Genomic DNA, 14,935 nt, shown 5'->3' with positions numbered 1-14,935 from the left:
TTTGTAAAATATTTGTCAGATTTTAAACAATTAAAAAAATTCCAGAAAAAAGAGACAAATTTGGCATTTTGAAACCTGTATCTTTCTTCCGGAATTCTATTCTTAATCTTTCTGAGCTGCCTGTATCAGTTTTAAATTACTTTTCAGCCGTTCATGACCAGGAGCAAAATGAAGAGCTGCTTTTGCATGTTCCAGGGATTCATGAAGCAGACCCAGCCGGTAAGCCGCAATTGCACAAAGGTCATCCGGTGTATAATCCCATGAATAGCCCATATTAACAAAGGTCCTTGACTTCTCTTTTACCTTCAAAGCTTCCAGGGTCAGATAATAAACCATCGGCCAGTCACTCTGCTCATAGCAGATTTTGGCAAATTCCACATAAGGATCCCGCATGCCGGGAACCTCTGCAATTGCTTTGAAATACCACTGATACGCCTCTTTTATTTTCCCCAGTCTATAGTACGATCTGGCAATCCAGCGCATGGCTGCACAACGTTCATCACTCCATTTTGCAGTTGGAAGCAGCAAGTACTCGTTCAGGGTTTTAATGCTTTCCAGCCACTTGCTCTTATACATATATTCTCTGCCCAGATAGTACCGCATCCGTTCGTCCCCCGGCGCTTCCTTTACTGCCAGCTCCAGAAGAGGCAGATAAGAACCTCTTGATTTGGTGGGATCGGGGTAATGGTTTAATACCATTCCATCAATATATACGGTCTCAAGAGGCAGACTTCCGCAGTACTGGATAAACTCATGAACCGGGCATTTCCACCGGAAATTCTTACGTTCATGCACCTTAAAATAATTAAACTGTATGTCCGGAGTTCCGTCCTCCTTTAAGCTCCAGTTATAAAGATAACGGCCGGTTTTTGCAACAGCTCCCTGCTTGCGGGGTTTATGGTTCAGCCATGCTTCTTCCAGGCGGCTTCTCCAGCCTGGTTCAAACCTTTCATCAAGATCTGTGCAGACACAGATATCCACATCTTCCGGTACGTGGTCCAGAGAGATATTTCTTGCCACATCAAACCGCCATGGCTTTACAACATCCACATATACTACGGCCCCCCGCTCTTTCAGCTTTTCTACCGTATCATCCTCTGATCCGGTGTCTGTGACAACTATGAGATCTGCCTCGTTCATGGAATCTATCCATTTATCTACAAATGGCGCTTCGTTTTTACAAATTGCATAAACACATATTTTCAGACTGCTCATAAGGATTCCCCCTCAGCCGCCTGCTCCCTGCTTTTTTGCTGAATCAGCGTAAGATTGCTTTGAAGCCTTTTATTTTCCGGATCTGTCTTTAACGCCTGGACTGCGTAATCTTTGGCTGTTTCATACATACCCATCTGGTAAGCGCTGATTGCGGCATAATCGTATAATGCATATCCCCAGCTTGCAGCGTCCACCAGATAACTTCCTGTGCTTACCTTAATTTGCAGCCCCTTTTGGGCCATGGCAAAGCATAAGGGCCAGTTGGATTCCAGATAGCCGAATTTTGCTAATGCATGGTAAGGCTCTCTCACCTCCGGACATTCTGCAAGAGCCCGGTACAGCCAGGCCAGCTCTTGTTCCTTATTCCCCTTTTCTGCATAAGAGTGAGCGATAAAACGCATGGAGGCGCTTCGTTCCTCTGCCCATCTGGCAGACGGCATGGAAAGATGTTTCTTTAGTGTCTCGATAGCCTGATCATAATTTCCGTAGAATACATATTCTCTTCCAAGCCAGAACATGGCTCTGTCATCAGAGGAATTTTCTTTTACTGATAATTCCAGAAGGGGCAGATACTGACTTCTCGGTTTTGAATTATCCGGGTAATGATTTAATACAAGCCCGTTCACCCATCCCGATTTTTCCGGCTCTGATCCGCTGTATTCCAATATCTCATGAACCGGATGAATCCAGCGGTAACCATGGCGTTTATGAATCTTTTCCATGGGGTACTGCTTCTTTGGTGTTCCGTCAGGATTCATGGTAAATGTGAATAAATATCTGGCCCGGGTCTGGTCCGGCTTCCAGACAGACTCTAAGAGTTTCCTCCAGCCGGGTATAAATACTTCATCTAAATCATTGGATACACAGATATCCGCATCCTCCGGCACATGACTGAGAGCAATATTGCGGGCTGTGTCAAACCTCCACGGAGAAATAGTTTCCTCATATACAGTTGCCCCTCTTGCTCTTAGTTTTTCAACCGTGCCGTCTGTAGAGCCTGTATCGGTCACAATTACTTCATCAGCCTCAGATACCGAATCCATCCACCGGTCCACAAACTGCTCCTCATTTTTGCTGATCGCATAAACGCATATCTTATATGGGTTCAATCAAACCAACTCCTTTTAGAATATTCTGATTGCTAGATACAATATATGCAAAAACAGCCTGTCCCGTGATAAAAATAAGACAATCCGGTTTCTTTATGAAAAACTCACTCCGTATACAATTTCATAGATTTCTTTCTTGTAGGGCAGAAATGCCTCTTCGGAGATTGGAGCTCCATAGCTGGTGACCCATAACTGCATAGGACTGTCCTGGGGCTTTAAGGGCATCTGCTCATAGTAAAAATGATTGACATAAAATCCCAACCGTTCATAAAATAACGCCCTTTTGCCTGTAATGGGGTTTTCCTGCGTCACAGGCTCTATTTCCAGAAATATGGGTTTTTCTGTTTCTTTCACTGCTTCTTCTATCAGAAGCCTGCCATAGCCCTTCCCCCTTGAAACCTTTGCTGTAGCCAGGTGCTCAAAAAATACGCACCCTGGCAAATCCCAGTATCCAAGAAACGCCAAAATCTTCCCCTGTTCTTCCACTGCCCGGATCTGATAGGCTGGATTTCCAGACACATTCCTTTGACCTTCCTTCGTACGTCTTTCCTGGTCTGGAAATGATTCCTCGTAAATGGCATATATTTCTTCAAAGTGTTTCAGTGGTTTTGTAATTAACATTTTTATCTCCTATTGCTCTTTTTTAATACTTTTTTTAACACTAACCTTATAATTGTATCATAGATTTTCCATATTTGCAGACAAAAACGCCCTGCCAGGGTCTCTCCTGTATTCAGACAGGAAAATTACCCGGGCAGGGCGCAGATTTTGAAACTCGCTGTTTCCTATAATTACTGAATGGTGATTCTTCCCTGTCCTGACGGATTTGCATAGTCAGCACCTACATTGCCGCCTAAATTGCTGCGGACAAAGGCTGACAGAATATCCACGTCTGTCATTACATCATCACGGATCACCTTGCTGTTTTTAAACATTGTCATACCGTCACCAGCCATTTTTAACATGTAATTGTGAGAAGCTACGGTATATACTTTGGCAGTATCAAGAGGAGAATCTCCTATCATAATATCTGTTACCCGGTATGCTCCGGCCACTTTTACAAAATTGCCTTTTTCATCTACCTGTACACTGGAGGGAACGGAAGTCTTAATGGTGTATTTTAAACCGGACACCTGTAAAAATCCGCCGTTTTCCTTTGGATAGTTACGGGAAGCCATCTCTAATGCATCCTTAATCTGCTGTCCGGTAGCCTCTACGACACAGCCCATGTTGCCAAAGGGATGTACAGTAAGGGTATCGTTATATGTAATATTTCCAGGTTTAATACCTGCACGGACACCGCCGCCGTTAACAATACCAATGTCTGCTCCAAGCACCTGACGGTATGCATCTGCACAAAGATCGCCTAAGTTGGTTTCTCCGTTTCTGACTGCACGCTCTCCGGTTGCAGGATTGTTAATGGTCAGTTCTACATCTGTATGACCCAGCACTACTTTTAAGGATTCATTATACTGAGCCTGGATATTTTTAATAAACTGGTCTGTATCATAATCCAGGGCTTTTCCGTCCTTTGATACTGCAGTTTTCCCCGGAATTACAAGCTGGCTTCCCAGGGTAAGAACGTTTGGATCTTTAATCTTGTCCCGGTTGGCATCATAGATTTCTCTCCAGCGGTCATAGGAACCTAATTCTCTCTTTGCAATGCGGCTGAGAGAATCGCCTTTTTTTACGGTGTAGGTACTGGATACTGAAGCCGCAGGCACCTGGGCAACCATCTCATTGGCAAGAGTGCCATCTGTACGAATAGTCAGCTTTCCGATGTTCTTTAACTTGGTTCCGGTCTGGGTAAGGAGCACGTCCTTCCCATCCTTATTTTTTAAATATTTCGTATATTCTTCATGAGAATGACCGTCAATTAACGCATCAATTCCATTTGTATTCTTAATTACATGATCAGAGGTCCATCGGTCAGTTGTGCCGTTCTCCCCTAAATGGCCCACTAAAATTACATACTGGGCGCCCTCTGTTCTGGCACTGTTTACTGACTGCTGGATCTGATCGTAAAGTTTCTTACCGGTTTCATCTTCACAGAAGCCGTAAATGTAATTGCCGCTTCCGTCCTGGAAATAGGCAGGTGTTGATTTGGTAAAGCTTTCCGGTGTGGTTGCTCCCACCAGGGCAACCTTTGTGCTGCCGTATGTAAACATCTTATAAGGAGCAAATACAGGGGTATTGGTCTTTAAATCCATAAAGTTGCTGGAATAATATCCGCAGCTTAATTTGCCTGCCAGTTCTAAAAAGCGTGGCATACCGTAGTCATATTCATGATTGCCCGGTACGGCAAAGTCATATCCCACCTGATTCATGATGTCAATGATATATCCGCCGTCTGAAAGTGTTCCGATGGGGGCTCCCTGAATGGCATCACCTGCATCAACAAGAGTTACATAGGGTGTCTGGGCCTGCATCTCTTTTTTATAAAGAGAAAGGCCTGCATACCCGATCTTGTCATCAATTCCGCAGTGAACATCGTTGGTATACAGAATCACAATATCCTGATCTGCAGCCCTGGCCGGAAACGAAAGACCTGTGACAAGGGACAAAACCATGAGCATGGACAGGCAAAGAGACAGAAACCTTCTTTTTGTACTTCCTTTCATTGCTTGAATCCTCCTTTAACATGTGCTTTTTCCTATATTATATCAGATCAATGTAAAATTTCCATATTATTTTGTTAATATTTTCCATTTATCTGATTCTTTATTTCATAAAAAAACCTCTCTGTTTTCGCTTTTCTGCTTACAGAGAGGTCTGCTTATTTTTATTAGGATTCTGCTTCTTCAGTCACTTTAATACCAAGATCTTCCAGCTGTCTTGGATCTACAGGAGCCGGTGCCTCAGACATTAAGCAGGAGGCATCTTTTACCTTGGGGAATGCTATTACGTCGCGGATGCTGTCTGCTCCTACCATAAGCATGACGACTCGGTCAAGACCATAAGCCAGTCCTGCGTGAGGAGGCACACCAAAACGGAATGCATCCAAAAGGAAACCGAACTGTTCGTTTGCCTGCTCCTTGGTAAAGCCCAGTACCTCAAACATCTTGGACTGAATATCGCCCTGATGGATACGGACAGATCCGCCGCCCAGCTCCGTACCGTTTAGCACGATATCGTAAGCTTTTGCACGTACAGCACCCGGATCGGTGTCGATCAGCGCCCAGTCTTCTTCCATCGGCATGGTAAATGGGTGGTGCATGGCTGTAAAACGTCCCTGTTCCTCGGAATACTCAAGCAACGGGAATTCTGTTACCCATAAGAATTTAAATACGTCTTTCTTCAAAAGCTCCAGCTGTCTTGCCAGTTCCAGACGAAGGTTGCCAAGTACGTCAAAGACAACCTTATCTCTGTCTGCCGCAAATAAAAGGAGATCTCCCGGCTGTCCATCCATGGCCTTTGCCAGTGTTTCAAGTTCTTCCTCTGACATAAATTTGGAGAAGGAACATTTGTAGGTTCCGTCTTCATTCACTGCCAGATAAGCAAGACCCTTTGCGCCGAAGCCCTTTGCATATTCCACAAGAGCATCGATCTTTTTCCTTGGCATGGCTGCCTGTCCCTTTGCATTAATGCCGCGGACAGATCCGCCGTTTTCCAAAGCTCCCTTAAAAACTGCAAACTCCGTATCCTTTACAACGTCCGATACATTTTTCAGTTCCATTCCAAAACGCATATCCGGTTTATCGGAACCAAAACGGTCCATAGCCTCTCTCCACGTCATACGTGTGATAGGCAGCTCAATGTCGTAGTTGCAGATTTCCTTAAACAGCTTTTTCAGCAGTCTTTCATTCACTGCCAGCACATCTTCCACGTCTACAAAGGACAGCTCCATATCGATCTGTGTGAATTCCGGCTGTCTGTCTGCACGTAAATCTTCATCACGGTAACATCTTGCCAGCTGGAAATAACGGTCATAACCGGAGCACATAAGAAGCTGCTTAAAGAGCTGGGGAGACTGGGGAAGCGCATAAAAGGAACCGGGATGAACACGGCTTGGTACCAGATAATCTCTTGCGCCTTCCGGTGTACTCTTAATCAGGGTAGGAGTCTCGATCTCTAAAAAGCCCTCTTCTGCCAGAAATGCTCTTGTTAATGTGGCAACCTGACTTCTGATCATGATATTTTTCTGAATGTCCGGTCTTCTTAAATCCAGATAACGGTATTTTAATCTCAGTTCTTCTTTTGTCTTGCTGTTTTCCTCAACCGGGAAAGGAGGCGTTTCAGACTCGGAAAGAATACGCAGACCATTTGCACGGACTTCGATCGCGCCGGTTGCCAGGTTCTCGTTGACACCGCCTGCTCTGTTCTCCACAACACCGGTAACAGCAATAACAAACTCACTTCTCAGTTTCTCCGCTTTTGCAAAATTCTCCGCTCCGCAGTCGCTTTCTTCGAAGATAATCTGCAGAATACCGGAACGGTCTCTTAAATCAACGAAAATAATTCCGCCCTTGTTTCTGCTTTTCTGAACCCAGCCCATTACTGTGACTTCTTTTCCTGCACAGGCTGCTGTAACTTCCGTACATCTATGGGATCTTTTTAAACCCAACATTGACTCTGCCATAATTTCCTCCTAAAATGTTTCCTTCAGTGCTTCTTTATAAAATTCCTTAAACTGGGTATATCCTTCTTTCTGAAGGCTTTCCTTCTGGAACTTTTTATTTTTATTCATCTGGGATACCAGTACTGTCTTACCCTTGGCACGCTCACTCATGGCCTCTTTCACAGCCTCATTCATGACCGCATCGCTCACTCCCTTTTCAATCAGGAATGCAAGCCTCTCCTCACTTCCCGGTACAGTAAAGCCCTCTTCCATGAGAATGGTGATAATCCGCTCAAAACCAATGGAAAAACCGCATGCAGGCGTATCCATTCCGGTAAATTTGCCGATCATCTTATCATAACGGCCGCCTCCGCCGACGGAACCGGGGAAACCGTCTACCAGAATCTCAAAGATGGTTCCTGTGTAGTAGGACATTCCGCGCACCAGAGTGGGGTCGAATTCGATCTTAAACTGGCTGGTGGTAATCTCGCTTACACTGTCAATGATAGCCGCCAGATTCTCTGCCTGCTCCGGATCCATGGCATCTTTTAATACTTCCTTCAGACTTCTTACACCGGCTGCATCCCTGGTCACTGTCTCAAACAGGGATAAATATTTTTTAATATTCTCTTCCGGATAACCGGCTTCTTTTAACTCTCCTGCCACGCCATCCATGCCGATCTTGTCCATCTTATCCAGAATAATAAAGACCTGATCGTAAGATTCTTCTGAAAATCCGCAGTGTGCTGCCATTCCCTTTAAAATGTTCCGGTCGTTGATTCTCACTGTATATCCTTTAAATCCTACCTTGCCAAGCAGGGTGGTCGTCGCAAGAATCAGTTCGATCTCCGCCAGTCTGGTGGGATCTCCCAGGATATCAATGTCGCACTGGACGAACTGTCTGAAACGCCCTCTCTGGGGGCGGTCTGCTCTCCAGACGCTTCCCATCTGAAGGGATTTAAATGGGGACGGAAGAACCGCCGCATTGTTGGAATAATATCTGGAAAGGGGAACGGTAAGATCATAGCGCAGACCGCTGTCTACCAGATCATTCTCCATCTGCGCTGTTTCCAGATTCAGCTTTTCTCCACGCTTCATAATCTTGAAAATCAGCTTTTCATTGTCGCCGCCCTGCTTGCTGGTCAGGTTTTCGATGTGTTCCACGCAGGGAGTTTCAATTGAATTAAATCCAAATCCGCCGTATGTCTCCCGAATCTGGTTCATTACATATTCCCGCACCTGCATTTCAGCAGGAAGTATGTCCTTCATTCCGGTAACCGGTTTCTTTTTTAATGACATTTTTTTCACTCCGTTTATTATATTTTCTATCTTTCATGGAAATCGCAAATCATGCTTTCTATTTTAAATTACATTTCTGATTTTGCAAGCATTTTTTCTTTTCTTTCAATCATTTCATCGATTCGGGCGATGTACTGTTCCACATCCTTGACATTTTCCACCCTCTCTAACCGATTCTCCGAAGGAAATACCACTTTCGTCGTAGTTCCCGCTCCGCAGGCTGCGATGGTCTGCTTTTCCTCCATAATCAGAATGTTGTAGATACAGGCTTTACCAGGAACCGAGTATCCCACATTCTCAAAGTTACCGGCCATATTTTTCTGTCGGTAGAGATAATAGGGCTCCTGCCCCATGCTTCGGGCATAGGAAGCTGTTAAATCAATCATATCCTGAGTTCCCGTTATTTTTAGATCTCCGTACTGTTCCTTATACATGTTAAGACGTGCTGCCCGCTTAATCGCCAGAGTGTGAACCGTGATGCCGTCAGGTCCCAGAGACTTAATTTCCTCCATGGTCCTTCTCACATCTTCTAAATCTTCTCCAGGCAGTCCGATAATTAAATCCATATTGATATTATCAAATCCCAGTGACCTGGCTGACCAAAACCGGTCCTTTACCATCTCTACCGTGTGGCGGCGGCCGATTATCTTAAGTGTCTCTTCTTTCATTGTCTGGGGATTAATGGAAATACGTGTCACACCGTATTTCTTTAATACCTTTAATTTCTCTTCTGTAATGCTGTCCGGCCTTCCCGCTTCCACGGTAAATTCCTTTACATTTGTAAAATCAAAGGTTTCCTTCAGCCTTTCCATCAGCTTTTCCAAATGTTCTGCACTGAGTGATGTGGGTGTTCCGCCTCCCACATACACCGTGTCCAGGATTTTTCCAGCCATTCGCCTGGCTGTAAACTCCATCTCTTTAAACAAGGCTTCCAGATAATCATCCATTCGCTTTTCCCACTGACTGATGGGAAATGATGTGAAAGAACAATACAGACAGGTGGTGGGGCAGAACGGAATTCCGATATAAAGGCTGTATCCATTTTCATAGTCAATGGAAGACAGCAGATTTAACTCTCTTTTTGCAATCTCAAGGCTTAAATCCACTTTCTGATCACTGGTTAAATACGTCTTCTTCATATATCCGGAAACTTCATCTTCTTTGCTGCCGGAAAGAAGCTTCGTCATGGCTATTTTAACCGGACGGATTCCGGTAAGGGTTCCCCAGGGAAGTTCCCTGCCAGTCAGTTCTCCTGCCATACCATAAAGCATCCGCTTGATCCTGTTTTTCGTTTCAAAGCGGTCTGAAAAGTCTGCCTCTGTTGTGGAGGTTTTCGTTATTCCATGCTCCCTGTCTTCAAGACTCAGCCGGAAGAAATCCTCTCCCGTCACTCCACGTACAAGAAGCCGGAATTCTTCATCCGGATTCTCCTCATGTAAAAACCGCTCTCCCGGATAAAATGCCATAAGCAGTTCCCTGATGTCCTGTTCAAAGGATTGATCATCTAATATTAATCCTATCATTTTTATTCCCTATCCTCTGTATGATGCCACCGGATTATACGATTTTTCATGACCGATGGTAGTTACGTCCCCATGTCCCGGATAAACCATGGTGTCTCCGGGAAGAGGAAACAGCTTTTGCCGAATGGATTTTATGATCTTAAACTGGTCTCCGGTAGGCAGATCTGTACGTCCAAGGGATCCCAGAAACAGTGTGTCACCGCTGATTAAAACATCTTCCTCTTTTATATAATAGCAGACGCAGCCTTCCGTATGACCTGGAGTGGCTATCACATGAGCCAAAATCCCGGCTGATTCCAAAGTCTCCCCGTCAGTTACATACCGGTCTGCATCAAGAGAACACGTTCTGCCCATGTTGGCGGAAAGATTCACAGACGGATCTGTAAGCAGCATCTTTTCCTTTTCTCCCGCACAGACAACTACCTCTGGAAATGCCTGTTTGATTTCCTCAACCGCCATAATATGGTCAAAATGACCATGGGTTAATAAAATAACTTCCGGTGTAACAGAAAGCTTCCTGCACTGATCCAGGATATATGCCCCCTCATCCCCGGGATCCACAATGATCGCCTTATTTAAATGTTCCCGGAAAATAATATAACAGTTGGTTCCAATCTCCCCTACCGGGTATGTTTTAATTCTGAAATCGCTCATTTTCTTATCTCCTGTTTCAATCGTTCATTCTAATCTGCCAGTTAAATGGTAAATACCGGAATATCCGTCCCATACAAAAGTGTTGCCTGATAATAATCCGCATACTCCATAAAAAGAATATTGTCTTCACTCCTTGTGGTGACAAAATAATCGGCTGCTGCAAACAGACATCTTACATCATCTTCCATTGAACCCAATTTCACCATAATCTCTTTACCGCCTGCTTTTAGGTTCTTAAGAACTCCCGAAACCTCCCGGTATCCTTCTTCACCGGCAGACGGACTGATATAAATAAAAAGCCTTGTATCATCAGAATCTGAATCCGCATATTCCGTTAAAATTTTCTTCCAGAGGGAAAATGGTCTGAAAAGATCTGCAATAAGAAGAATAGTCTTCCTGTCAGTTGTGGGAATCACCGGTTCTACATGATCCCATTCTTCTCTCCGGTCAAACTTTTCTATAAAAGCTTCCACCGGCAGCAGAAACTCCTTTTGATTTTCAACCAGCTTTTCCTCCGGCCAGTTCCACCAGCCAATCCGGTTTAAAGCCTTTCTCTGCTCCTCATCAAACCGGTAACCGATGATTTTAGCCGGATTGCCTGCTGCCATGGCATAGGGAGGCACTGATTTTGTTACCACGCTCTCCGCCCCGATCACAGCGCCGTTATGGATGGCAGCACCGCTCATAATCGTTGCTCCATTGCCGATCCACACATCATTTCCAATCAGCACGGAGCCTTTTCTTCTGGTCCTTTCAGGAACCGGCATCGTCATAAAAGAAGGGCTCCCCTGAAAAATGGATTTGTAATTATGATTTAAATTAACAAGAAATGTAATTTTATCAGCGAGTGCGCAGTACTTCCCGATCTGAATACAGTGAACACCCTCCGCAACGTTAAAGTTTAATCCTGACTGTATTTCCGCTCCCACGATATAGCTGTCTTTATCGATCTGCATAAAGGGAAAACGATCCTCTGAGCCTGTAACAGGCATGGTAAGTCTGGTTAAGCTTTTCACTGTCTGTGGAAGATATTTTACAGGATATACCACGATCCACAACACCTTTCCGATAAAAAAGAGAAAAACTGCGTTATCCCGCAGTCCTCTCAATGTCAATTACACCTTCGATTTGTCTCAGTTTATCAACCAGTTTTCCAAGCTCTTCCACTCCATGGGTCTCAAAGGTCATGGTAATGGTGGCTTTCCCCTGTTTGTTGGTTCTGGAATTCATGGAAGTGATATCAATCTGCCTCTCAGTAAATACCTTGGAAATGTCAACAAACATACCGATCCTGTTATTGGCAAAAATTTTGATTTCCGTAGAATAACGTTCTTTTGTGCTGTCGCCTTCCGACTCCTGCCACTCTGCATCGATTAAGCGGTTTCTCTCATCTTCCGGCAGATTTAAAACATTGACACAGTCTGTTCTGTGAATGGAAATGCCTCTTCCCCTTGTTACAAATCCCACAATCTCGTCACCCGGTACCGGAGAACAGCATTTGGAAAAACGAACTGCGAGATCGTGAATTCCTTTTACAACGATTCCGCTGCCGGAACGTCTCTTAATAGGCAGTCTGCTGCCCATATCCTCAATGTCATTTAATATGGTGGTGTCGGTTACATCCTTCTTTAATTTCTTATCCTTTTCATCCACCATCTTATTGATGACCTGGCCTTCTTTTAAACCGCCGTGGCCGATGGAGGCAAGCACAGAATCCCAGTCGCGGAAGGCATAGCGTTTCATAACCTTACCCTGATATTCCGGCTTGTTGATCTCAGAATAATTAATTCCTTTGGCCTTACAGTAGCGGTCCACCATCTCCTTACCGCGGAGAATATTGTCTTCCTTCAGCTCTGTCTTAAACCATTGGTTGATTTTATTTTTTGCCTGGGTGCTTTTCACCACATTCAGCCAGTCGCGGCTGGGGCCTTTGCTGTTCTGGGAGGTGATGATCTCCACCTGGTCGCCATTCTCGATGACATACTCAATGTTCACCAGCTTGCCATTGACTCTGGCACCCACCATCTTGTTACCAACTGCACTGTGTATGGAGTATGCAAAATCAATGGGGGTTGAACCGCTGGGAAGATTCTTCACGTCCCCAGACGGAGTAAAGCAGTAAACACTGTCGGAGAACAAGTCTAAGTCACCCTTAACCATGTTTAAGAATTCCTTGTTGTCGGACATGTCCTTCTGCCATTCTAAAATCTGACGGAGCCAGCTTAGCTTCTCCTGCTCTTTGCCGGCAGCAACCTGACCGCTTCCGCTTTCTTTATACTTCCAGTGTGCAGCAATTCCGTATTCTGCAGTACGGTGCATCTCATACGTACGGATCTGAATCTCAAAGGGCTGACCGTTGTTGCCGATGAGCGTAGTATGAAGAGACTGATACATGTTGGGCTTTGGCATGGCGATATAATCCTTGAAACGCCCCGGAATGGGCTTATACAGTTCATGTATCACACCAAGGGCAGCATAACAGTCTTTTACATTGTCAACAATAATGCGCACTGCAAACAAGTCATAGATCTGATCCAGTGTTTTATTCTGGTTGACCATTTTTTTATAGATGCTGAAGAAATGTTTGACACGTCCGTCCACTCTTGCTTCAATTCCAGCTTCCTTTAAATGTTCCTCCACCTCATCAACAATGCTCTTTACAAAATATTCCCTGGCATCTTTTTTTAGTGATATTTTTTCGGCCAGCTCATAATAGGTGTCCGGCTCTAAGTATTTTAAAGACAGATCGTCAAGCTCAATCTTGATTTTGGAAATACCAAGGCGGTGGGCGATGGGAGCATAAATCTCCATGGTCTCCTTGGCCTTTTCCTTTTGCTTTTCAGGTCTCATGTACTGAAGCGTCCGCATATTGTGAAGGCGGTCCGACAGCTTGATGATAATGACACGAATGTCCTTCGCCATCGCTAAGAACATTTTTCTCAAGTTCTCTGCCTGAATCTCCATCTTATCCATAGACCAGGAAATCTGGGTCAGCTTGGTAACTCCGTCAACCAGAAGAGCCACCTCTTCCCCGAATTCCGCCTTCAGTTCATCTAAGGACATAATGGTATCCTCTACCACATCATGGAGGATCCCAGCGGCTATGGTCTCTTTGTCCATCTCTAAGTCAGCCAGAATAATAGCAACACAAAGAGGATGAATGATGTAGGGCTCTCCGGATTTGCGCACCTGGTCTTTATGGGCATCGGCAGCGATATGATACGCCTTTTCTATCATGGAAATATCATCGGAAGGATGATATCTCTTTATGCTCGCAACCAGTTCTTCATAAAGCGCTTGCGGACTTGTAAAATCAGCGGGCGCCTCCAGATCAATGTCTACTTTCTTCATTTCTTTATGTTCTTTATCATATTCAGTCAACTTGTGTTTCTCCATCATTGGATTATCTGCCATATGCCGTCACCTTTTTGTAACATTCCTGTTTTCACCGATTTTTAAACGTAGTTATCATACATTATACGTATTATTGTCGAAAAAAGCAATTATTTTTTCTTTCTCTTCCGCTCCCATAAACGCGGCTTCCAGCGCATAGCGGTTCATCTGCCTTAAGTCTGCTTCCGTAAATCCCATATACTTCTGAATCAGCTCCGCCTCTTTTTCCAGAGTCGTGTCCGATACCGTCATGTTGTCCGTATTATAGGTTACCGGAATTCCATAGTCATAAAACGCTTTTAACGGATGCTTTTCAATGGAGGGAACCGCTTTCGTCTGAAGGTTGCTGATCACACACATCTCTAAGGTGATTTTTTCCTTTTTTAAGAGGTCCATACAGGACTGGGACTGAATTGCCGCACAGCCGTGTCCGATTCTCTTTGCTCCATAGGATACGGCTTTTATTATATTCTCACAGTCTCCGCATTCTCCTGCATGTATGGTAAATGGAACATTCTTCTGCCCGGCTTTTTTAAAGAGAGGTTCAAAATGAGCCATGGGGACAAGGCCTTCCGGTCCTGCGATATCAACGCCCACAACGCCCTTGCCAAGATAGGAAGAAGCCAGCTCAAAGGTCTCCTCATTTTCCTTATCCGATCCGTTTACCATAGCGCATAGCAGAAGTCCTGCTTTCAGTGCGGTGCCTTCCATTCCTTTATTCATTCCCTTTATAACGGCTTCCAAAACCTTTTCTTTCGAAAGTCCTTTTCTCATATGAAGCTGAGGTGCAAAACGGATTTCACTGTAAATAAGTCCCTGGTCAGCAAGTCGTCTGGTTAAGTCCTCACATGCCAGTGTAAGAGCTTCCTCTGTCTGCAGAAGCTGCCCTGGTAAATCGAAACATTTCAGATAATCCACAAGGCTTTCACAGTTTTCCCCCACTGATACACTATCCTTTATATCCTGTCCTTCAAAATCATATCCAATCTGCGCTGCCAAAAGTCTTACCACATCAATCGATAAAGACCCGTCAAGATGCAGATGGAGGTCAGTTTCCGGTCGCTTCATAATTGATCCCTCCTTCATTCAATGGAAACATTCTACCATATAATAAGGAAAGCAACAATTATTTATTTTGGCATTAGCATTCTTTTATGATGCCGGCAAAGAAAAAACTGCCCGAA

General features: G+C 44.5%; 11 protein-coding genes. All 11 read right to left on the bottom strand.

Translation table 11 applies throughout. The features are described from left to right. Positions 1 to 102: 102 nt before the first annotated feature. Complete coding sequence (locus V7D18_RS00055; RefSeq protein ID WP_426150234.1) at positions 103 to 1,215, bottom strand: tetratricopeptide repeat-containing glycosyltransferase; 1,113 nt, start codon at positions 1,213 to 1,215, stop codon at positions 103 to 105. Next, positions 1,212 to 2,324 carry a tetratricopeptide repeat-containing glycosyltransferase gene (locus tag V7D18_RS00050; RefSeq protein ID WP_426150232.1) on the bottom strand — a complete coding sequence of 371 codons (1,113 nt, stop codon included), beginning with the start codon at positions 2,322 to 2,324 and terminating at the stop codon, positions 1,212 to 1,214. Before V7D18_RS00050 ends, V7D18_RS00055 begins: the two co-directional genes overlap by 4 nt. A 93-nt stretch (positions 2,325 to 2,417) precedes the next feature. After that, positions 2,418 to 2,945 (bottom strand): GNAT family N-acetyltransferase, encoded by a 528-nt coding sequence (locus tag V7D18_RS00045; protein ID WP_426150230.1) that lies wholly within the window; start codon positions 2,943 to 2,945, stop codon positions 2,418 to 2,420. A gap of 170 nt (positions 2,946 to 3,115) precedes the next feature. Beyond that, positions 3,116 to 4,945 (bottom strand): 5'-nucleotidase C-terminal domain-containing protein, encoded by a 1,830-nt coding sequence (locus V7D18_RS00040; RefSeq protein WP_426150228.1) that lies wholly within the window; start codon positions 4,943 to 4,945, stop codon positions 3,116 to 3,118. A gap of 164 nt (positions 4,946 to 5,109) precedes the next feature. Then, the gene (aspS, locus tag V7D18_RS00035; protein WP_426150226.1) at positions 5,110 to 6,903 is read right to left on the bottom strand and encodes an aspartate--tRNA ligase; all 1,794 of its coding nucleotides are present in this window, start codon (positions 6,901 to 6,903) and stop codon (positions 5,110 to 5,112) included. A gap of 9 nt (positions 6,904 to 6,912) precedes the next feature. After that, on the bottom strand, positions 6,913 to 8,181 hold the full coding sequence (gene hisS, locus V7D18_RS00030; RefSeq protein ID WP_426150224.1) for a histidine--tRNA ligase: 1,269 nt from the start codon (positions 8,179 to 8,181) through the stop codon (positions 6,913 to 6,915). A gap of 68 nt (positions 8,182 to 8,249) precedes the next feature. Continuing rightward, positions 8,250 to 9,704 carry a coproporphyrinogen dehydrogenase HemZ gene (hemZ, locus tag V7D18_RS00025; RefSeq protein WP_426150222.1) on the bottom strand — a complete coding sequence of 485 codons (1,455 nt, stop codon included), beginning with the start codon at positions 9,702 to 9,704 and terminating at the stop codon, positions 8,250 to 8,252. Between the two features lie 9 nt (positions 9,705 to 9,713). Further along, positions 9,714 to 10,358 carry an MBL fold metallo-hydrolase gene (locus tag V7D18_RS00020; protein ID WP_426150220.1) on the bottom strand — a complete coding sequence of 215 codons (645 nt, stop codon included), beginning with the start codon at positions 10,356 to 10,358 and terminating at the stop codon, positions 9,714 to 9,716. A 41-nt stretch (positions 10,359 to 10,399) separates the two neighbouring features. Next, the gene (locus tag V7D18_RS00015) at positions 10,400 to 11,473 is read right to left on the bottom strand and encodes a CatB-related O-acetyltransferase (RefSeq protein ID WP_426150218.1); all 1,074 of its coding nucleotides are present in this window, start codon (positions 11,471 to 11,473) and stop codon (positions 10,400 to 10,402) included. Continuing rightward, complete coding sequence (locus V7D18_RS00010; protein ID WP_426150367.1) at positions 11,448 to 13,754, bottom strand: RelA/SpoT family protein; 2,307 nt, start codon at positions 13,752 to 13,754, stop codon at positions 11,448 to 11,450. The genes V7D18_RS00015 and V7D18_RS00010 overlap by 26 nt, the downstream gene beginning before the upstream one ends. 72 nt (positions 13,755 to 13,826) lie before the next feature. After that, positions 13,827 to 14,819: an adenosine deaminase gene (gene add, locus V7D18_RS00005; protein ID WP_426150216.1), complete on the bottom strand. Its 993-nt coding sequence runs from the start codon at positions 14,817 to 14,819 to the stop codon at positions 13,827 to 13,829. Positions 14,820 to 14,935 lie beyond the last annotated feature (116 nt).

The organism is Lacrimispora sp. 38-1, assembly GCF_049890855.1.
Taxonomy (GTDB): Bacteria; Bacillota; Clostridia; order Lachnospirales; family Lachnospiraceae; genus Lacrimispora.
This window is presented reverse-complemented; position numbering and strand designations above follow the sequence as displayed.